This is a genomic window from Streptomyces sp. NPDC030021 (genome assembly GCF_055574035.1).
This window is the reverse complement of sequence record NZ_JBVIAH010000021.1, coordinates 98,299-118,095: the sequence shown is the minus strand read 5'-3', so window position 1 is coordinate 118,095 and position 19,797 is coordinate 98,299. Positions and strand designations below refer to the sequence as shown.

Annotated in this window: 17 protein-coding genes and 2 pseudogenes; 5 read left to right on the top strand and 14 right to left on the bottom strand. The window is 73.0% G+C overall.

All coding sequences use genetic code 11. The features are described from left to right. Positions 1-390: 390 nt before the first annotated feature. Entirely contained in the window at positions 391-1,182 is a 792-nt protein-coding gene (locus ACZ4YL_RS32960; RefSeq protein WP_468121468.1) for a class I SAM-dependent methyltransferase, read from the top strand. Between the two features lie 79 nt (positions 1,183-1,261). Beyond that, entirely contained in the window at positions 1,262-1,666 is a 405-nt protein-coding gene (locus ACZ4YL_RS32955) for a Cif family virulence factor (RefSeq protein ID WP_468121467.1), read from the top strand. A 54-nt stretch (positions 1,667-1,720) separates the two neighbouring features. Here ACZ4YL_RS32955 and ACZ4YL_RS32950 read toward each other — a convergent pair. After that, a pseudogene (locus ACZ4YL_RS32950) lies at positions 1,721-4,908 on the bottom strand (amidohydrolase family protein). A 173-nt stretch (positions 4,909-5,081) separates the two neighbouring features. Between ACZ4YL_RS32950 and ACZ4YL_RS32945 the strand changes: the two are divergent. After that, complete coding sequence (locus ACZ4YL_RS32945; protein WP_468121466.1) at positions 5,082-5,987, top strand: aminoglycoside phosphotransferase family protein; 906 nt, start codon at positions 5,082-5,084, stop codon at positions 5,985-5,987. Positions 5,988-6,078: 91 nt separating this feature from the next. On the opposite strand, the gene ACZ4YL_RS32940 is transcribed toward ACZ4YL_RS32945, so the two are convergent. Both ACZ4YL_RS32940 and ACZ4YL_RS32935 read right to left on the bottom strand, forming a co-directional pair. After that, a complete protein-coding gene (locus ACZ4YL_RS32940) occupies positions 6,079-6,615 on the bottom strand; it encodes a hypothetical protein (RefSeq protein WP_468121487.1) in 537 nt (178 codons plus the stop codon). A gap of 191 nt (positions 6,616-6,806) precedes the next feature. Further along, a complete protein-coding gene (locus ACZ4YL_RS32935) occupies positions 6,807-7,430 on the bottom strand; it encodes a sigma-70 family RNA polymerase sigma factor (protein WP_468121465.1) in 624 nt (207 codons plus the stop codon). A gap of 78 nt (positions 7,431-7,508) precedes the next feature. Here ACZ4YL_RS32935 and ACZ4YL_RS32930 point away from each other — a divergent pair, with 78 nt between their 5' ends. Continuing rightward, on the top strand, positions 7,509-8,336 hold the full coding sequence (locus ACZ4YL_RS32930; RefSeq protein ID WP_468121464.1) for an alpha/beta fold hydrolase: 828 nt from the start codon (positions 7,509-7,511) through the stop codon (positions 8,334-8,336). Positions 8,337-8,468: 132 nt separating this feature from the next. Here the strand turns inward: ACZ4YL_RS32930 and ACZ4YL_RS32925 are convergent, their stop codons facing one another. The 9 genes and pseudogenes from ACZ4YL_RS32925 to ACZ4YL_RS32885 all read right to left on the bottom strand — a co-directional run bounded on the left by ACZ4YL_RS32925 (position 8,469) and on the right by ACZ4YL_RS32885 (position 16,375). After that, the gene (locus tag ACZ4YL_RS32925) at positions 8,469-9,653 is read right to left on the bottom strand and encodes a cytochrome P450 (protein WP_468121463.1); all 1,185 of its coding nucleotides are present in this window, start codon (positions 9,651-9,653) and stop codon (positions 8,469-8,471) included. Beyond that, the gene (locus ACZ4YL_RS32920) at positions 9,643-10,383 is read right to left on the bottom strand and encodes a cyclodityrosine synthase (protein ID WP_468121462.1); all 741 of its coding nucleotides are present in this window, start codon (positions 10,381-10,383) and stop codon (positions 9,643-9,645) included. The genes ACZ4YL_RS32925 and ACZ4YL_RS32920 overlap by 11 nt, the downstream gene beginning before the upstream one ends. A 324-nt stretch (positions 10,384-10,707) precedes the next feature. Continuing rightward, positions 10,708-10,848, bottom strand: a complete 141-nt coding sequence (locus tag ACZ4YL_RS32915) for a hypothetical protein (protein ID WP_468121491.1) — start codon at positions 10,846-10,848, stop codon at positions 10,708-10,710. A 145-nt stretch (positions 10,849-10,993) separates the two neighbouring features. Next, positions 10,994-11,668, bottom strand: a pseudogene (locus ACZ4YL_RS32910) (endonuclease/exonuclease/phosphatase family protein); the annotation flags it as partial. A 183-nt stretch (positions 11,669-11,851) separates the two neighbouring features. Continuing rightward, complete coding sequence (locus ACZ4YL_RS32905) at positions 11,852-13,129, bottom strand: serine hydrolase domain-containing protein (protein WP_468121461.1); 1,278 nt, start codon at positions 13,127-13,129, stop codon at positions 11,852-11,854. Positions 13,130-13,226: 97 nt separating this feature from the next. Beyond that, a complete protein-coding gene (locus tag ACZ4YL_RS32900) occupies positions 13,227-14,099 on the bottom strand; it encodes a PhzF family phenazine biosynthesis protein (protein WP_468121460.1) in 873 nt (290 codons plus the stop codon). A gap of 51 nt (positions 14,100-14,150) precedes the next feature. After that, the gene (locus ACZ4YL_RS32895; RefSeq protein WP_468121459.1) at positions 14,151-14,984 is read right to left on the bottom strand and encodes a hypothetical protein; all 834 of its coding nucleotides are present in this window, start codon (positions 14,982-14,984) and stop codon (positions 14,151-14,153) included. 125 nt (positions 14,985-15,109) lie between these two features. Next, a complete protein-coding gene (locus tag ACZ4YL_RS32890) occupies positions 15,110-15,916 on the bottom strand; it encodes a class I SAM-dependent methyltransferase (protein WP_468121486.1) in 807 nt (268 codons plus the stop codon). 129 nt (positions 15,917-16,045) lie between these two features. Next, a complete protein-coding gene (locus ACZ4YL_RS32885; protein WP_468121458.1) occupies positions 16,046-16,375 on the bottom strand; it encodes a hypothetical protein in 330 nt (109 codons plus the stop codon). Between the two features lie 110 nt (positions 16,376-16,485). On the opposite strand from ACZ4YL_RS32885, the gene ACZ4YL_RS32880 reads away from it, so the two are divergent. Further along, complete coding sequence (locus tag ACZ4YL_RS32880) at positions 16,486-17,508, top strand: TAXI family TRAP transporter solute-binding subunit (RefSeq protein WP_468121457.1); 1,023 nt, start codon at positions 16,486-16,488, stop codon at positions 17,506-17,508. Between the two features lie 4 nt (positions 17,509-17,512). Here the strand turns inward: ACZ4YL_RS32880 and ACZ4YL_RS32875 are convergent, their stop codons facing one another. Then, positions 17,513-18,949 carry a sensor histidine kinase gene (locus ACZ4YL_RS32875; RefSeq protein WP_468121456.1) on the bottom strand — a complete coding sequence of 479 codons (1,437 nt, stop codon included), beginning with the start codon at positions 18,947-18,949 and terminating at the stop codon, positions 17,513-17,515. Beyond that, entirely contained in the window at positions 18,946-19,695 is a 750-nt protein-coding gene (locus ACZ4YL_RS32870; RefSeq protein ID WP_468121455.1) for a response regulator transcription factor, read from the bottom strand. Before ACZ4YL_RS32870 ends, ACZ4YL_RS32875 begins: the two co-directional genes overlap by 4 nt. Positions 19,696-19,797 lie beyond the last annotated feature (102 nt).

The window sequence follows — 19,797 nt, the reverse complement described above, 5'->3', positions numbered from 1 at the left end:
GCCACCCAGAGCCCCCCTCCTCAAACACACGTAGCCCGCCGACCCCCCCCTCTGGTATTCCCACCCCCACCCCTCCCCCCCCAAACCACTGGGCCGCCGGCGACAGGCCCGGCCGACGGGGCGAGCGCGGCAGATGGCGACGGCCGCGGGACGCCGCGCCGAGCACGACACCGGCATCGGCACGGGACGTCGGCGGGAAGGCGAAGGAAGGGGCGGATCCGGTCGCCTCCTGGGAGCGGTACGTCCCCGCCACGGTGGAGACCGTGCCGAGGCCCGGTCACCGTCCCCGAGAACCAGGGCGAGACCGTTTCCCCCGCGCTGCCATGAGGCCGTGGAGGAGCCCCGTGTCGTTCCGCGGCCGTACGGGCGCGGTGGGTCGATAGTGGGAGGGTGAGCGACAGGCCGGAGGGACCCGGGCCCGGTGGTGCCGACGACGGCACCGCCTGGTCCGGGCGTGAAGGGGCGCGCGCATTCGCGGCGGTGGAGGCGGCCACGGACTGGCTGCTCGGGTATCCGTTCGTCTTCCGGGCCCTGGCTCGCCGGATCGGCGCCGGCGAGGTCCTGGTGGACTACGGATGCGGGCCGGGCAAGGTGGCCGACGAGGCGGCCCGGCGGCTGGGGGCGCGGGTGCTGGGGGTGGACACCTCCCCGGAGATGCTGGCGCTGGCCCGCGGCTCGGCGACCGCGGTGGCCGAGTACCACCTGGTCGAGGACGGACGCGTGACCGGCCTGCCGGACGGCTGCGCGGACGCGGTGATGTGCAACCACGTACTGGCGTCGCTGCCGACCGAGGAGGCCGTGCTCGGCGTGTTCACCGAGATCCGCCGGCTCCTGCGGACGGGCGCCCCGTTCGTGCTGCTGGCCACCGATCCCGCGTGCAGCGGCACCGAGTACGCCTCGCTGCGGATCGGTGAACCGGGCGAGGTGTACGGGCCGGGCGACGAGCTGACCGTACGGCTCCGGCGTACGGACGGATCCTGGCAGGAGGTACGCAACCACGCGTGGCCCGTCGGAGCCCTCCCGGCCCTGCTGGAGCGTGCGGGATTCCGGGACGCCGTCCAGCACCGGCCCACCGTCGACGAGGCACTGACCGTGGCCGACGCGGACTTCGCGGCCGGCCGCGCGTGGTCGGCGGAGCGGGCGGAACCGCCCCTGGTGATCACGACAGTGCTCGCGGCCTGAGCTGACGTACGGGCTGACGAACCGCAGGATCACCCTCGCCGGCCCGCCCCGGACAGGTCCTCGGTGCTAATGTCGCGCCATGTCGTCCAAGGCCGAAATAGACGTGGTGACCGCCGAGTTCTTCGGCGCCTTCGACAACCGGGGCGGCAAGGCCGCCGATCTGGACCGGATCCGGCGGCTGGTCCTGCCGGGCGGAGTGATCACCATGACCGGCCCGCAGTTCACGGTCTGGACCGTGGACGAGTTCATCGAGCCGCGCCGCCTGTTGCTGGCCGCCGGGGGGCGCCTGGCCGAGTTCTCCGAGTGGGAAACCTCCGAACGGACCGAGATCGCGGGCGACATCGCGTCGCGGTTCGGCGAGTACCGCAAGTCCGGGCTCCTGGACGGCAAGCTGTTCGAGGGGGCCGGGACCAAGACCATCCAGTTCGTCCGCACCGCGGACGGCTGGCGGATCGCGGCCTTCGCCTGGTACGACCGGCCCTGATCCCGGCCGGCCGCTTCCGCCCCGGCCCCCGGTCACCGGCGGATCCGAAATTCCCTAGCCGTGCGGGGTGCAGCAGCCGTCGCGCAGCATCTGGTCCAGTACCGCGCGCCAGCCGGCCGGGTCCGGGTCCGGGGCCGAGACACGTGGCTCGGCGGACGGGGTGAAGGCACGCTCCAGGGCAGGGCGTTCACGCAGGCTCCCGCCGCGCACGGTCGCCCGTACGCGGACCAGGTCGTCGAAGTCGGTGAACGGATCGCCGCCGACCAGGGTGAGGTCGGCGATCCGGCCGGGCTCGACCGTGCCGAGCCGGTCCGCGACGCCGAACATCCGGGCCGGGGTCAGGGTCACCGTGGTCAGGGCCTCCGCGGGCGTCAGTCCGTACCGGTGCAGGGCCCGCAGGGCGAGGTGGAGATGGAGACCGACCGGGGTGAGCGGCGCGTCGGTGCCCAGCGCGAGGCGCCCGCCGCCTTCGACGACACGGCGGTAGACGCCGACCTCGCGCTCCAGCGCCGCGCTCTGCTCCGCGCTCGGAGGCGCGGCGGCCGCGGCCCGGACGGCCGCCACGTCCCACGGCGGCATCAGCGACGTCACCCGCGGATCGTCGGCGAGCGCCGGATCCGCGCCGATCAGGGGAAGGGCCGTGAAGGGGGTGGCGATCAGATCGAAACCGCCGTGCGTGTAGACCTCCAGGGTGTCCTGGTACGTGTGCCCCCGTGGGGTCGCACCGTGCCCGTACTCGGCACGCTCGGTCGCCACCAGGTGCGTGGTCAGGTCCTGGCCGGACCGGATGCCGGGGGCGCACAGGTGGGAGCCGGCCAGGACACCGAGCCGCTCGTGCGCGAAGCGGGCCGCCTCGGTCATCTGCTCGTAGGGGGCGCGTACGTACGTCTTGACGAAGTCCCAGTCCAGCGCCGCGGCCCGGGCCAGCGAGCGGGCGAACCCGGCTCGCGTGCGATGGGCGCGCCCCATGCTGTAGGCGACCCGCGAGCCGTCGAGGAGCTCCCCGCCGGCCAGCAGGCGGGGAGCGGCGAGCAGCCCGGCCCGGATGTCCTCGCGCAGCCGGGCCTGTTCATAGGCGGAACCGCCGAGCGAGACCACCGTCGTGACCCCGTAGGCGAGGTGCAGCGCACCCTGGCGCGCCCCGTAGGTGTAGGGGTACGGATGGACGTGCGCGTCCCACAGGCCGGGCAGGACCGTGCCGTCGGAGCAGTCCACGGTGCGGGCGGTGCGACGGCCCGGCCGGTGCGGCTCGACGGCGGTGATCCGGCCGCCGCCGATCAGGACGTCGACGTCGGCGCGGGGTGCGGAGCCGGTGGCGTCCCACAGCAGTCCCGCGTGCACGACGGTGTCGACGGGTGCGGGGCGCCGGTAGTTCAGGGAGACGGGTACGGTCCGTGGCGCTCCGGCCGGTGCTCCGGCTCCGTCGAGGGCGAGCAGGCGCAGCCGGGCGCAGGACTGGTAGAGCAGGGTGCGGGAATCGGCGGACCACGAAGGGTGGTCGGCGGGCTCGTCGGTCAGGCGGCGGGCCGGTCCGGTCGGGGCGCCGTCGGGGCCGACGGGAAGCAGCCAGAGGGCGGACTCGCCGACGCAGGCCAGGAAGCGGCCGTCGGGGGACCAGACCGGGCCGGAGGCGTAGCGGTCCGCGAGCGAGGCGTGCGGGGCGAGGGCGTGCAGGCGGTCGGCCCCGGTGGCGGTGTCGACGATCCGGATGAGGTTGTAGCCCTCGCGGAAGCGCCGGCTGAGCCGGTTGCGGTCGCACAGGGCGAGGTGGCGGCCGTCCGGCGACCAGCTGGGCGGGCCGGGCAGACCGCCGCCGCCGAGGGCCGCGACCAGAGGGGTCTCGGTCCCGGTCGCGAGGTCGCGGACGAGGAGCCGCCCGGCGAGGTCGAGGGCGGCGAGCTTGGTGCCGTCCGGCGACAGCACCCCGTAGACACGGCCGCCCGGAGCGAGGACGGCCTCCCGGCCGGTGTCGAGTTCCCGGCGGCGCACGCTGTTCAGGCCGTCGCGGTCGTCGGTGTAGACCAGCGCACGGCCGTCCGGGCTCCACACCGGACCCTGGACGTACGCCGTGACGGGGGCCTGGACGATCTTGCGGGGCGCGCCTCCGGTGACAGGTGCGACCCACAGCGCGTTCAGTGCGGCGAAGGCGACGCGGCGGCCGTCGGGGGAGAGGGCCGGCAGGTGGATGCCCCGGACCGGAAGGCTCCGTTCGGCCTCCAGGACGTACTCCTTGACCCGGTAGCGGGGTCGGGCCACTTCGAGGGTGGCGTCGAGGGGGATCTCGCGGCCGGCGTCGCCGCCGTCCCGGTGGGGGCGGATCACCCGGAACCGGCCGTCGAGGGTGATCAGCAGCCGGTCGTCGCCGATCCAGCGCGGGGGAGCGGGTGCGAGATCACCGTCGAGGGGGACCGGACGGCCGTCGGCGACGAGGGAGAGGTTCTCGGCCTTGCGGGGTCCGGGAGCCGCGGACAGCCAGGCGGTGCGTCCGGACGGGGAGAGCGCGGGAGCCAGCAACCTGCCGTCGGTGACGGTGTGCTCGACCCGGACCGGGCCGCCGGCACCGGGGTCCGTGGCCACGGAGGCGATGGTGCGGGCGGTCAGGGTTTCCCCGGTGGGCGTGCCGCGTACGAACAGGACGCGCGAGCCGTCCGGCGACCAGACCGGGTCGAAGTCCTCCCACTCCCCGTCCTGGCCGGGGCCGTCCTGCCCGGGCAGACCCGTCAGCCGGCGCGGGCGGCCGCCGGTCACGGTGACGGTCCAGATCCGGTACGGGCTCCCGGCCACCGGATCACCGCCGCGCTCGGAACAGAAGGCGAGGGAGCGGCCGTCGGGCGACCAGGCGGGCGCGCGGTGGTCGAACGGCCCGTCGGTGAGCGGGCGCAGGCCGGAGCCGTCCGCGTTCATCACCCAGAGGTGGAAGGCGCCGCCGCGGTAGGCGCTGAGCGCCACCTGGCGGCCGTCGGGGGAGAACACCGGGCGGCCGGTTCGAGGTCGGGCGGGGTCAGCGGAGTCGCGGGCGAACCGTCCGGAGGCAGTGACCAGAGAACGCCCTGAACCTCGGCGACGACCCGGTCCCCGGTGGCGGTGGCGGTGGCGGTGGCCGCTCCGTTGGTCGCCCGGGTGAAGCGCAGCCGGACCAGGTCCCCCGCGGCGTCGCCCGGGGTGACTCCACCAGGCGTGGCCGACGCCTCGGAGGTGCGGCCGAGCAGCGCCGTCAGGGCGCCGGTCGAAGCCGCCTGCAGAAGGGGTCCTTCTCGTGACTCGCACCCCGACCACTCGCCCGTCCGTCGTTGACTGCCCCGTATGTCCTGTCGGTCACGCAAACGATCACGACCGCGATCGGGCAACGGCGCCGCGCGGGCGCTCCGGCAAAAGGGTTTGACCTGGTGGGCGGTCGGCGATCGGATGGCGGTCCATGAGCACTGCACAGATGCATCCCGACGCGCACCCCGTCGACGAGGACCTCGTACGCCGACTGATCGCCGGGCAGTTCCCCCGGTGGGCCGACCTGCCCGTGGAGCGGCTGCCGTCGCCCGGCACGGTCAACGTGATGTACCGGTTGGGTGACGACAAGGTCATACGGCTGCCGATGCTGGCGGGCGGGGCCGAGGACGTGGCGATGGAGGGGGAGTGGCTGCCCCGTCTGGCACCCCGACTGCCCACACCCGTTCCGGCAATCCTCGGGGCCGGGAAGCCCGCCGAGGGGTATCCGTGGTCGTGGTCGGTGCTGAGGTGGCTGGCGGGGGCGAATCCCGAGGCCGGTGCGCTGCGCGAGCCCGTGGCGCTGGCCCGCGACCTGGCCGGGTTCGTGGCGGCGATGCGGAGCATCACCTTGCCGGGGGCGCCGAAGGCCTACCGCGGAGGGTCGCTCGCCTTGCTCGACCCGCCGACCCGGGCGGCGATCGAGCAACTGCGCCGGATTCCGGAGGAGGGCGTCGACTGCGATGCCGTGGCCGCCGTATGGGAGGACGCGCTGCGGGCCCCGGACCCGGACGGGCCGCCGGTGTGGCTGCACGCCGATCTGACGCCGGGCAACCTGCTGGTGGACGGGGGCAGGCTGACCTCGGTCATCGACTTCGGGTGCACGGGGGTGGGAGACCCCGCCTGCGATCTGTTCCCGGCGTGGAACCTGCTGCCGGCCGATGCGAGGGCGGTCTTCCGCGAGGAGCTCGGCGTGGACGATGCGACCTGGCGGCGCGGCCGGGGGCGGACGCTCTCGCAGGCGCTGATCGCGCTGCCCTACTACCGCACGACGAACCCGGCGATGGCCGCCAACGCCCGGCACGTGATCCGGGAGGTGCTGGGAGAGGACCGACGGTGAGGCCCGGCCGGGCCCGGCCGGGGTGCGCCGGGCCCGGCCGGGGAGTGCGCCGGGCCCGGGCCCGCCGTCCCTGGCGGTCGGGTGCGCTCGCTCAGGAACTGGCCGCGGAGGTGCAGGCCGCGCTGCCGCCGCAGAAGGTGACGTCCCAGTGGTTGCCCTCCCGGGCGTAGACGTTGCCCGCGGCGGACCGGTAGCGGGCGGCGCCGTCGCCGCGGTCGGCGATCCGGGTGAAGCTGCCGGTGACGTAGTTGCTGACGCAGCTGGTCGGACTGAAGTCGATCTTGTAGCCGTTCCAGTGGCTGTAGGTGCCCGAGGCGTGTCCCACCTCGGTGCCGCCCGTGATGGTGAGGGCACAGTGGCTCGCGTTGCGCAGAGTGCGGACGTCGCTGATGGTGGCGGCGTTGACCTGCTCCAGCGAGGTGCAGGTGGCATTGTTCCGGTTGCTGCAACCACCGCTGGAGGACAGGCCGATGCCGCCCGTCGCGTTCAGTTGGCTCACGGCCGACGCGTGGCTGAGCTTCGCCGGGGCGGCGTGGGCGGTGCCGGGAACGAGCAGGGCGACGAGGGCCGCCGTGGTGCCGACGAAGCTGGTGGCGAGGGTGCCGCGGACTCGACTGCGCATGAGGATCTTCCCCTTGTCAGGATCGGCGTGCTGGCGACACCCACTTCAGCAGCTCGCGGTGGAGCCCTTCCGCATCGGATTCCGGAAGGGCCGGAATCAGCCCCGTATCAGGCCGAAGAAGAACAGGAGCACGGGCGAGGCCGGGCCGCGGCCGAGCGGTGCGGTTCGTTCCAGCGGCGCGGGTCGCGGTCGCGGGATCAGTACGCGTCCTGGAGCCGGTCGCGCTGCAACCGGTGGGCGAGGGTACGGCGGACCGAGGGCGAGGGCGAGGCCGACACCGGCGCGGGGGTGCCGCTCGTCGCCTTCGGCGGGACGTCGAGACCGCGGCTGATCTCGTCGTAGGCGGCCCGGAAGCCCACGGGCAGCTCCGCGCGGTGGTGCGTCAGGTCGTCTTCGAGGAGGCGCCGCAGCTCGTCGACGGTCCGGGGCGTGAAGCGTTTCCGGCCCCGGGCGAGTGCGTCGACGCAGCGGGTGCAGCGCGCGGCGTCGAGGGTCTCGGCGACCGCCTCCGCCAGCCCCCACAGGCGTCCTTCGAGCCACGGGGTGTCGTACTGGTCGAGGGCGAACCCCATCGGTGGCGCGGCGGCGTCGAACGCGTACTTCGCCACCTGCTTGGACACGGCGGGCTGACTCATGTCGGTGATCCGGGCGATCGTGTCCTGGGTCCAGCCGAAGCCGGCGAACAGCTTGATCATCTCGGCGCGCAGCTTCCGCATCTCCTCGCCCGCGCGGATGACCTCGTTCATACCGGCGAGCATCCGCACGGCCTGTTCCTCGGTCAGCGTGCCGGACGTCCGCTGCGCACTCTCTCGGTCTGCCACAACTCGGTTATACACTGCGGCGCATCATTCGTCATAACCAGGTTGTACAACCAGGTTATGACTGTCAGGATCCGCAGCATGCCCACTTTCACCGCACCTGACGGAACCAGGCTCGCCTACCGCATCCTGGGGAGCGGCGACCCGGTCGTCTGCGTCCCCGGAGGCCCCGCGGACTCCGGCTACCTCGGCGACCTCGGGGGTCTGTCCGCGCATCGCCGGCTGATCGTCCTGGACCTGCGCGGCACCGGCCGCTCCGCGGTCCCCGAGGACACCTCGTCCTATCGCTGCGACCGCCTCGTCGGGGACATCGAGGCCCTGCGCGAGCACCTCGGCCTCGCCCGGACCGACCTGCTCGCCCACTCGGCCGGCGCGAACCCCGCCACGCAGTACGCGGCCCGGTACCCGGACCGCATCCGCAGGCTCGCCCTGATCACCCCCGGCACGCGGGCCGTCGGCGTGGTCATCACCGGGGAGAGCCGGCGGGAGCTCGCGCGGCTGCGGAAGGACGAGCCGTGGTTCCCCGCGGCGTTCGCGGCGCTGGAGCCGATCACCGAGGGCACCGGCAGCGACTGGGATGCCATCAGCCCCTTCTTCCACGGCCGGTGGGATGCCGCGGCCCGGCAGCACCAGGCGGCGGCCCGCCCGGACAACACGGAAGCCGTCACCCACTTCGCGGCCGACGGCGCCTTCGACCCGCGGGCCACGCGCGCCGCGCTCGCCACCTGGACGAGCCCCGTGCTGTTGCTCGCGGGGGAGTTCGACCTGAACAGCCCCCCTCGGTCGGTGGCCGAGTTCGCCGAGCTGATCCCGGGCGCCACGTCCGTCGTACAGCGGGGCGCGGGCCACTATCCCTGGCTCGACGACGCCGACCGGTTCGTGGCGACCGTCACGGCGTTCCTGGCGTAGCGAGCCCTACGGCACCCGGGTGCGAGCCCGCGCCCGGGCGCGGGGCGGTGCGGGCAGGGCGATGGCCCCGGCCGGATTCCCCCCGTCCGGGGCCACCACAGGGCAGGCGCGTCGTCCCGCGCGCCTGCGCGATCACCAGAGCACGGGCAGGCGCTCCGGGATGCGCTTCATGAAGCGGGTACGCCACACGAGCTGGTCGACCGGCACCGCGAGAGCGAGGTGGGGCATCTTCTCCAGGAGCACCTCGACGGCGATCTCCGTGTGCCGCTTGCCCAGCGCGGTGGCCGGGCAGTAGTGCTGTCCGCCGCCGAAGGAGAGGTGCGTACCGGCGTTCGGCCGGTCGATGTCCGCGACGTGCGGGTCGGGGTACACGTCCGGGTCGGTGTTGGCGGCCTCGACCAGGACGAGCATCAGCTCGCCCTTCTTCACCTCGACGTCGCCGAGGGTGACGTCCTCCAGCGCGAGCCGGGGCAGGCCGTCGGCGATCGACAGGTTGATGCGCAGGAGTTCGTCCACCGCGGCCGGGATCTTCTCCGGCTCCTTGCGCAGCCGCTCCCACATCTCGGGGTTCTGGAGGAGGGAGAAGATCGCCATGGTCAGGAAGCCCATGGTGGAGATGACCCCCGCGCCGAACAGCGTGACGCCCACGGTGGCGAGCATCTCGTCCGTCAGGTGGTCGTAGTCGGGGTCGTTGCGCAGCGCGGCGAGCTCGGCGATCAGGCCGGTGGTGGTGGGGTCGTCGAGGCGCTCCACCATGTAGGCGATGTCGCGGTCCCAGTTGAGCTTGGCGCCGGTGACCGGGCAGGCCGAGTTCATGAACGCGATGTCGAGGCTGGCCGCCAGGCGCGGTGCGTCGGACTCGGGAATGCCGAGGATGCGGCAGTGCAGGTTCTCGGCGTACGGGTTGGTGAACTGGCCGCGCAGGTCGACCGGCGCCCCGTGGCTCAGGAGGCTGTCGACCAGGCTGGTGGCCTGGGCGCGCATCCAGTCGGTGAGCCCGTCGGTCTTCGGGTTGATCGCCTTGAGGACGGCCTTGCGCAGTCCCGCGCCGGTGATGTTGCCCATGTTGTTGACGACCTCGGGCGGGATCGTCAGCGAGTACTGGCGGGGCACACCGGGGGCCGAGGTGTCCTTCAGGCTGAACCGGGGATCCTCGAGGACCTGCTTGGCCAGCGGATAGGAGGAGACGAGCCAGGCTTCGTCCCCGGCTATCGTGCGGACCCGCTTCACCGGTTCGGCGCGCAGCTCCTCGATCTCGGGCGGGAGCTGGTCGCCGCGCGCGGAGAAGGGGAAGTCGAGAAGGGTGTCAGTGGGCATCGGGAGCTCCTTCGGCGGGGGTGATGATGGCGTGACCCTGGTTGCGCGAGGCGCGCAGGCCCGAGCCGCGTGAGTAGAGCAGTTCCGCCATGGGCAGGAGCTGGTGGTAGCAATTGAGGGAGGACGGCACGCCGAGGATGGCCGGCGTGTCGAGGAAGAGCGGCATTTCGGCGCAGACGTACTCCAGGCACACGTCCCGCTGCCGCGTGGTGGCGGCCTTCCCGTTCAGGACCTTGGACGAGAGGAACGCGTCGACCAGTGAGTTGCTGGTCTTGCGGAACTCCGGGTCGGTGTCCAGCAGGGTGGTCAGGTGACTGTGGAGCGACCGGTAGGCCGGGATGTCGGTGAGGGAGGACATCGGGCGGGCGCGGAGGCGGCTGCCGGTGGGGTCGGCCTCCGCGGCGGCGTTGTTCACCTTGGCGCGGACGCCGCGCAGGTTCTTCACCGCCTTCCGGCGCGCTTCGTCCTCGCCGTAGCCGAGAGCCTCGTACATCTCGGCCACGTGCATGTCGGTGTAGATGAGGTCGACCTGCTCGAAGTTGCGCAGGCCCCAGTGGGCAAGGTCATTGACACGTTGGGCCGAGAAGTAACTGTTCCCCGGGGAAATACCTATGACGGCATGATCGCCTTCGGTGCTGATCACCTGGCAATGCGGGGTGTACGGCCGGACTGTGAAGACTTCGGTTGCTGTCGTCAACAGGGGTCGGGTCCTTTGTGCCGCTAGTCCCATGGGGCCCTGTGCCCCGGGTGTGGCGGCGACGTGATGGAAAGCTACCCGAACTGTGAGCGACCTTCCATGTCTTCTGGGTAGTAACTCATCTGTCGGACAACACAGTTGACCCGGGCACCTTTCGAACGCGGCCGATCCGGCCCTGGTTCCGGTCTGTCGGCCGTGCTTTACCGGGTGTTTCCGGGACGGCCACCGGTGAGAAATCGGTCGGCCGACCGGAATTCCTCCCGGTCCATTCTGGCCGAGATTCGACGGTGATGGGCCATCAAGCTCGGCTTGGGATACGGGCTTTTCGGGCGGGCCGCGGGGAAAAGGGAGCCCGGTTCAGTAGTCGAGTACGGCGAGGACCGGCGCATGGTCGGAGGGGCTGTCGTGCGGCGCGGCCGGGTGCGCGCCGTCCACCGTCGGCAGCTTCTCCGGGCCGGTGAAGACCCGCTCCAGCCGGGGCAGCAGCGCCTGGCTCACCAGGATGTGGTCGATGAGCTCCTTCTGGCCCTCGAAGACGCGGGAGAACCGCCCTGTTCGAGGATGCGCGGGGCGAGGTTCCAGAGCCGCCGCGGGTCGCCGAGGTCGGTGTCCTGGAAGCCGCCGGTACCGATCTGCGAGCCCGGCGGGCCGTACAGGATCTGCGTGGTGGCCGCCTGAACTCGTCGTTGAGGTCGCCCATCACGATCACCTCGTGCGTGCGGCCGTCGCCCTGCAGGAGCCGGTCGGCCACGAAGCGCATGGTGACGGCCTCGGCGGCCCGGCGGTACAGGGCGTACGCGGCGTAGCGGGCGCGCAGTTGCTCGTCGTCCGTGCTGTGAAGGTTGCCGGGGAAGGTCAGCAGTTTCGACTTGAGGTGGCACACGGCCACCCCGACGGTGTGGCCGGGCACGGGACTCCAGCGCACGACCAGGCCGCCGCGGCCCATCCTCTTGACCATGGTCCCGTCGTCCTCGACCCGGACGGGCGGGAGGTGGTCCGGGAAGGCCGTGCGGTCCTCGACCACGGTGAGCGGCCGGCGGCTGAGGAAGCCCGCCCGGATGCCGCGGCGGTCGGGGTGCGTCGACAGGGCGATGTGCCAGTCGCCGCCGAGCCGGTCGACCAGATCGGTCAGGGCTTCGTGGCTGCCCACCTCCTGGACGCCGAGGAGATCGGGAGCGAGATGGTCGATGGTGGCCGCGAGACCCTCCAGCTTCGCCTGGTAGGTCGCCCCGTCCTGGGCGGCGCAGCGGTTCGAGGGCGGGCCGCCCGGGGGCAGGGGGCGGCAGAGGTTCTCCAGGTTCCACGTACCGATGACCACGCTCACGGCTGCTCCTGTCCTCAGGTCGTCGCCGGCCGTCGCCGGCCGTCGCCGGCCGTCGCCGGCCGTCGCCGGCCGTCGCCGGCCGTCGCCGGCCGTCGCCGGCCGTCGCCGGCCGTCGCCGGTCGTCGCCGGGCCGTCGTCCGTCGTCGGGTCTCCGCAGGCCGTTGGCGGCGGCGGCCGTCAGCCGGCCTTGGGCGCGACCGGTTTGTGGCCGGGATACACGTGATCGGGGGTGACGATGGTCGTGACCGCCTCGCCGAAGAGCGTGCTGGGCTCCTGGCCCTTGTACTGGCTGTCGGTGTTCAAGAGGATGACCATGGTCGCCTGCGCCGACGGCAGGTAGACGGGCAGGACCTCGTATCCGGGGATCGAGCCGTTGTGGCCGATCCAGCCCTGGACGTCGAAGATGCCCAGTCCGTAGCCGGCACCCGGAATGTCCATCGGGGTGGTCTTCAGGCGCTCGGCCTGGGTCGCCGGCTTCAGCAGCGTGCCGGTGGCGAGAGTGCGGGCCCAGCTGCGGAGGTCCTGGAGGTCGGAGACCATCTCGCCGGCGGCCCAGGCCCAGGAGGGATTCCAGCGGGTCGAGTCCACGACCTTGCCCGAGGCCGTCTGGTCGGTGTAGCCGTGCGCGTAGGGCACGGGCAGGGCCGGGCTCGTCGGGAAGACCGTGCTGCGGAGCCCGGCCGGTCCCAGGACGTCCTTGGTGATGACCTCGTGGAGCGGCCGGCCGGTGATCTTCTCCACCACCAGCCCGAGCAGGATCAGGTTGGTGTTGCTGTAGTCGAACTCCGCGCCCGGCTCGAACTGCACGGGGTGCTTGAAGGAGTAGTCGAGCAACTGCCGTGGTGAGACGTACTTTTCCGGATCGGCCTCAAGCTGCGCGATGAAGTCCCCGTCCATGCTGTAGTTGAAGAGTCCGCTGCGCATGCCCGCCAGTTCCCGCAGGGTGATGCGGTCACCGTTCGGAACCCCTGTGACGTAGGCGCCGATGTGGTCGTCCAGGCCCACCTTCCCCTGGTCGACCAGCTGGAGGAGGGCGGTGACGGTGAACGTCTTGGTCTCACTGCCGATGCGCACGTGGAGGTCGGGAGCCATCGGCGCGCCGGTCGCCTTGTCCGCCACACCGAAGGACCGTACGTAGCTCCCCTTGCCGGGGGCCCACAGCCCGACCGTCACGCCCGGCACCTGCGCCTCGCGCATGACCCGGCGCACGGCCGCGTCCAGTTGCGCCGCGACGGCCGGTGTGAGGGGCGTGAAGCCCGTGTCGGCGTCCGGGGAAGGGGAAGGGGGCGAGGTGGGGGTGGGGGCGGTGGGGGTGGCGGCGGCCGTGGAGGCGGGAGTGGACCGCCCGGGAACGGACGCCCCGGATGCGGAGCCCGCGGCGGCCGGGGCGATGAGCACTCCTGTCGCGGCGGCGGCCGCGCAGGCCCGGCGCAGCCGGAGATGGGTTGGCTTCACGGCATGGTCTCCTGCCGTCCGAGGGCCCCGGGCAACACCATCAGGCTAGGTCCCCGTGCCCCCGGTCGCGAGGTGAGCCGTCCGCCGCCGGGGAGCCTCAGGGCGGCGGGAGCTCGCGCAGGCGTCCCTCCCCGACGAGGGCGACACCGCCGCCGACGCGCACCGAGCGGATGTCCCGGCCGTGGCCGTCGGCGCTGACGGTCATCGCGCTGGGGCGCCCGGTGAAGCGGCCCTGGCGCAGCAGGCAACGCTGTCCGGTGCCGACCCGGCCGTGGCTGCGCAGATAGGCGGCGGCGCACCCCGCACCGCTGCCGGTGGCGACGTCCTCCAGGATCCCGTCGTTGTTCCAGTGCCTCCCCTCCATGGCCGCGGCGTCCAGCAGGTAGGCGAACTCGGCGCCGAGACGGGCCAGGGGCGCGTCGAGCGGTTCGGTGATGCGGGCGCGGGCGAGCGCGTCGCCGCGTACGGGGAGCACCAGGTAGCGCAGGCCTGTGGAGACCACCTCCGGGGGCAGGCCGGGGTCCAGGTCACCGGGGTCGAGGCCGAAGAGGGCGGCCAGGCCTTCGGGGCCGGGACGGCCGAGGAAGGCGGCCGCGCCCTGGTCGAGGAGGCTCGCGTACCGGCCGGGGCCCCGGCGTTCGGTGGTGACCTCCACCGGGCGTTCGGGCAGGCGCAGGGTCCAGGCCTCGTGGTCCGCCGCGCCGTGGAGGGCGTGCAGCACCGCGGCCGCGCCGATGAGGGGGTGCCCGGCGAAGTCCAGCTCCCCCGCGAGGTCGAAGACGCGCGCCCGCCAGGTGCGCGGCCGCCCGGGTGAGCCGTCGCGCATGAGGAAGACGGACTCGAAGTGCCGCAGTTCCCGGGTGATCGTCCGCATCTGGGCGCCGGTCAGCGGATCGGCGTCGGGGAACACCGCGAGGCTGTTGCCGCTGTAGGGGCGGTCGGTGAAGACGTCGACGTGGTGGTAGCGCATGGGGGCGACGCTACCGGGGGCCGCCCGGCCGGCCGTGTCCGTACGGGGCGGTCACCGGCCCAGCGCGGAGCGCAGGGTGATCCCGTGGTGGCTGCGCAGGCGCCGTACCTCCCAGACCGAGAGCGCGGTCACCGACAGCGGGCCGCCGAGCGTGAAGGTGTAGAGCACCTCCGGGGGCGCGGCGACGTCGGGGCCGTTGAAGACCTGGAAGGCGAAGAGCGACCAGACCAGCAGCGGCGAGAGCAGCGACGGCAGCAGCTGGTGCACGTCGGCGACCCGGAGGCAGGTGAAGACGCAGGCGTAGCAGGAGACGAGCGTGTAGGGGATGGAGCAGACCAGCACGATGATGGCGGCGATCCAGCCGACGGCCAGGACGATGAAGGCCAGGGCGGAGGAGATGAATCCGGGGCCCGTGATCGCCGAGAAGAAGCCCTTCAGGTCCCCACCGCTGATCAGGTCGCCCTTGAGGGTCGTGAAGGACAGCCACATCACGAGAGGGCCACTGACGAGCAGCAGGGCCGCGCTCAGCGGCCTGCGCAGACGCTCGGCGAAGTCACGGCGCCTGGCGGGGGTGCTCGCGACGAGGAAGGCGGTGATGCCGATGAGGCTTCCGACCGCCAGGACGCCGCAGGCGAGGGCGAGTTCGACGAGCTTGCCGAGGACGAATTCTTCGCCGCCGCTGCTCAGGGGATACGCCACGACCAGCCAGAGGGCGGCCACGAGGCCGAGGGCGGTCCGCCCGCGCTGCGTCCAGGTGATGAGCCTGTCCTCCACGTGCTCGGCCATGGGGGAGTATTCGAATTCCACGGTCCAGGACCGGAAGAACGCCTTCACTGCGCCGCCGGAATCCGTCCGGCTCCCGAACACCGCTCTGGTCCCGCTCACTTGTTGTCGCTCCCCCGGTAACGCGTGTGCTCCGTACGCCCCATGGGGCACATGAGCACCGCCAGGAACGTCGAACATCTTATCGGGCCGCAGCCGGGGTGACGGTCGGAGCGGGCCGTCCCGCTCTACGCGCGGCCGTGCGCCAGCAGGGCGGCGTGCGGCAGCACGAGCACACCGTCACGGTCGGTGAACTCCGCGCACATCGCTTCGAAGTGCGCCTTGATGGCCTCGATGACCTCGGGCGGCCGGCTCCGCACGATCTGCCCGATCGTCGCGATGCCGGCGGCGGGGCCGCCCCACCACTCCTCGGGAGTCGTCCGGTGGTCCCACACCAGGGTCTCGCAGCCGGTATCCCGCAAGCCGGCTCCGGCCAGCAGCGCGGCGAAGCCCTGCTCGTCGCGAGAAAAATCATCGCCGGGAGCCAGCGAGGGCAGGTGGGCGGGGCGGCCGACACCCGCCGCCTGGACCGCTCGCCCCAGCAAGGTCTGTCCGGCGGCCGCAGGGGCTGCCCAGATGGTGACGGCTATGCGGCCGCCCGGCCGTGTCACCCGGCGCAACTCCTCCAGGGCTGAGCGGGGTTGTCCGACGTGGTTCAGGACGAAGTTGCCGATCACCGCGTCGAACTCGTCGTCGGAAAAGGGCAGTTCCGGCAGAACGGCAAGGCGCACATCGGCCGTCGGCGCATTCCGGGTGGCCACGGCGACCATGCTCGGTTCGGCGTCCACCGCCGCCACCTTCGCTCCCCGCCCGCACGCGGCCGCGGCGGCGGTCCCCGTACCGGTCCCCACGTCGAGCACACGCGTACCCGCCTCGATCCCGGCGGCGTCGAGCAAGTGGGGCACCGGATATGCGCAGAGCTTGCCGAAGCTGCGCGCATAGGCATCGGCCTGCGCGGCCCACCCGCGACGCTCGGACGTGTCGAATGCCGTCACCGTCATCGGTCCCTCCCCAGAACCGTCCGGAGAACCCGCTCCCCGGGACGTCCCGACGCTAACGCATCGATCACGGTGTCCCGGCTTCAGCCCTTCTCGTGGCGTGCCGACACCGGGCCGGGGCCGGGTCTAGGGGGCGTCGGAATCGCGGCGGTCCGAGGTGGTGGGGTTTTCGACACGGCGGTTGTGGCGCCGACGTGCCAGTTCCGTGGAGGTCAATACCGCTGCCAAGAAGACGGCGATACCCGCCCAGAGCGGCAGCACATTGTTGAGCACGACCAGGCTCACGCCCAACACGAACCCGTAGGTCATTTCGATCCAGAATGGAACGATTCCGTGGTTGAGGAATGTCGGGAGCATGTACCTGTCTCGGCAGCCGATTTTCGATAGCTGCCGGATGTAGACGATACTGGCGAATGCCGCGATGGCGGCGACAGTAATGATCGTCGCGATGCGCATAAGTTTCTCCCGTTCTTTCCTGCCCATTCCCCCTTCCAGGGAAATGGGCAGGAAAGAGCACGTCACGCCCCGACATCCCGGGGCTTGACATCCGGGCCTAGGATTCCGCCGTGACCAGCGCAGAAGTGACCAGACGGCGGGTGATGGGTTTCGGCCTCGGGGTCCTGGCGGGGGTGCCGGCCGGCTGCTCGGGGGATTCCGGACCGGTACGGCGGCTACGGCTCGCCACGGGCCCCGAGGGCGGGCCGTACAACGCGTTCGGGCAGGCCCTCGCGCAGGCCGTGGCCGCGAGCGGCCGCCGGATCGAGATCGTCCCGGTGAGCACCGCGGCCAGCGTGGACAACCTGCGGAAGCTGGACGACGGCTCCGTCGAGCTGGCCCTGGCCATGGCGGACGTGGCCGAGGACGCGGTGCTGGGGCGGGATCCGTTCCCCCGGCCGACCGCCGCCGCGACGGCCCTGGCCAGGGTCTACGTGAACTACACGCACCTGGTCGTCCCGGCGGACGGGCCGGTGCGCTCGGCGCGGGATCTCGCGGGGCGTCCGGTCGCGGCGGGCGCGGCGGGCTCGGGGGTACAGGTGGTGGCGGAACGGGTACTGCGGGCCGCCGGGCTGAGCGGCGCACCCGTACCGGCACCAGCACCCGCACCCGCACCCGCTCCCGCACCCGCACCGCCGTCGGCGGCGGACGAGCGGCAGCTGGGACTCGCCGCCTCGGTGAGCGCCCTGCGCGAGGGCTCGGTCGACGCGCTGTTCTGGTCCGGAGGGGTGCCCACCCCGGCGCTGGCGGACCTGGCGCGCGAGCTGCCGCTGCGTTTCCTGCCGCTCGACGCCCACGTCGGCGCGCTGCGGGAGCACTACGGCCCCGTCTACACGGCGGTCACGCTGCCGGCCGGGGTGTACGGGCTGACGGAGCCGGTGGGAACCGTCGGGGTCGGCAACTACCTCCTGGCCCGGGCCGACGTACCGCAGGGCGCGGTACGCGACCTGCTGCAGGTGGTGTTCGAGCGGTGGCGCGACCTGCTGCGGGAGGTGACGGCGGGGGCCCGGCTGGAGCCCCGCTTCGCCATCTCGACCGGCGGGGTGCCGCTCCACCCGGGCGCGGTCGCCCACTACCGGTCGGTGTACGGCTGAGACCTCACTCGGGAGGAGGGGACGGCAGCCGAAGCTCCACCACCAGGCCGTGCGGCTCATTGCCGCGGACGTCGAGCCGGCCGCCGCTGATCCGGGCGATCTCGTCGGCGATGGCCAGCCCCAGGCCGCTGCCGGGCACGTTCTGGTGCTCCGGGGAGCGCGCGAAACGGCGCAGCAGCAGAGGCAGCTGCTCCTCCGGTACGCCCGGGCCGTCGTCCGCGACCCGTACGACGGCGACGGCGCTCACGTCCGCCGCGTGCGTGGCGCGCACCTCGACGCGGCCGCCGCGCGGGACGAACTTCACGGCGTTGTCGAGGAGCGCGTCGAGGATCCGGCCCGCCGCGTCGGGCAGGGCGCGCGCCCGCAGGCCCTGCGCGAGGCCGGTGGCCACGAGTTCCACTCCTGCTGCCCGGAAGACCGGGGTCCAGGCCGTCACCCGGTCCCGTACCGCCCGCGACACGTCCTCGTCGCCCAGCTCCGCCGTGCCGGACTCCACACGGGCCAGTGCCAGGAGGCCGTCGAGCAGCTCCTCCAGGCGCTCCGCCTCGTCCAGCGCGCGGCCGTGCTCGGCCAGGCCCGGCCCGGGTGCGATGTGCGGTTCGACGTTCTCCAGCTGCAGCACCAGCGTGGCCAGCGGATTGCGCAGCTGGTGGGAGGCATCGGCGACGAAGTCGCGCTGGCGGCCGATGGAGTCGGCCATCGCCTCCGCCATGGTGTTGAAGTGCTGCCGCAGACGGCGCACTTCCGGCGGACCGGTGTCGGACACGGCCCGGGCCTGCAGGCTGCCGGCGGTCAGTCGCCCGACGGCCCGGTCGAGGTCCAGCAGCGGGCGCATGAGCCAGCGCGTGATCCCGGCCGCGACCAGGGCGGCTGCCGCGAAGGCGCCGAACGCCCCGGCGGCGATGAGCGACCAGCGGACGGTCACGTCCCGGCGGGCGGCCTCGGTGGGCACGGCCATCAGGACGGCCCCGCTCACCCGCTCGTCGCGGCCCACCGGTTCGGCCAGCACGACGGTGCGCGGTCCCCAGGGCCGAAGGGTGGGCAGCCGGTCGGTCGAGCGGCCGGTGAGGGCACGGCGACGGGCTTCCGCTCCTTCGGAGGGGCCGCCCGCGGCGGAACCGGCGTCGGTGGCCGCGTCCGTGGCAGCCTCCGCCGCCGGTCCGGTCCCGGCCCGGGCCACCGTCGCCCCCGCGGAGTCGACCACGGCCACCCCGGCTCCGTACAGCTGGGCGTAGCGGCCGATCTCGGCCGAGAGCTCCGCCCGGTCGGCGGCGGTACGCATCCGGTCGGCGAGGTCGGCGAACCGTACGGCCTCCGAGCGCCGTTGAAGGAGCAGGTGCTCGGTGCGCCCGCGTGCGTAGGCATCGGCCAGGGGGATGCAGAGCAGCAGCGCCGCCGCCCCCATGAGCACCATCAGCACCGCCAGCAGCCTGCGCCTCACCGCTCGCCGCCCCGCACGTCCGGGGCGGGGTAGGCGGCCGGGTCCGGACCCGGTTCCGGGGCGGGGGCCGGGAAGCCGAGCTGGTAGCCGAACCCCCGGACCGTACGCACGAGGCCGGAGCGGCCGGTCTTGGCGCGGATGCCCGCCACATGGACGTCCAGGGAGCGGGAGGCGGCGAGGAAGGCGTCACCCCAGATCCGGTCCAGGATCACCTCGCGGGAATGCACCTCGTCCGGGCGGGCGGCCAGGAAGGCGAGCACGTCGAACTCGCGTCGGGTGAGGCGCACACCGACGCCCGCCACCGTGACGGTGCGGCCCGCGAGGTCCACCTCGACATCGCCGGCGCGCACGGGCCGCGATCCGCTCGGGGCGGGGTCCGCACGGCCCGGGTGCGGGTCCGTCCGGCGCCGTACGGAGTCGATCCGGGCCATGAGCTCGGCCATCCGGAACGGCTTGACCACGTAGTCGTCGGCCCCCGCCCGCAGCCCCTGGACGATGTCGCGCTCCTCGCAGCGCGCGGTCACCACGATCAGCGGCGCGTCGCAGACGGTACGCAGCCGCCGCAGCAGCTCCAGCCCGTCGAGGTCGGGAAGGCCCAGGTCGAGCAGGACGAACTCGGCTTCGCGGACGTGCCGCAGGGCGTCCAGGGCGCGCCCCACCCGGCGGACGGTGTGCCCGCGCTGGGCGAGGGCCGTGCCGAGGGCCTGGGCCATGCGATCGTCGTCCTCGACGAGAAGCGCGTGCATAGACAGTCCCTCGCGACCTGTGACCGGAGCCCCGATGACGGAGGCCCCATGACCGGAGCCTCCGTGTCCGGATCCCCGTGACCCGGCGCAGCAGCTTACGGG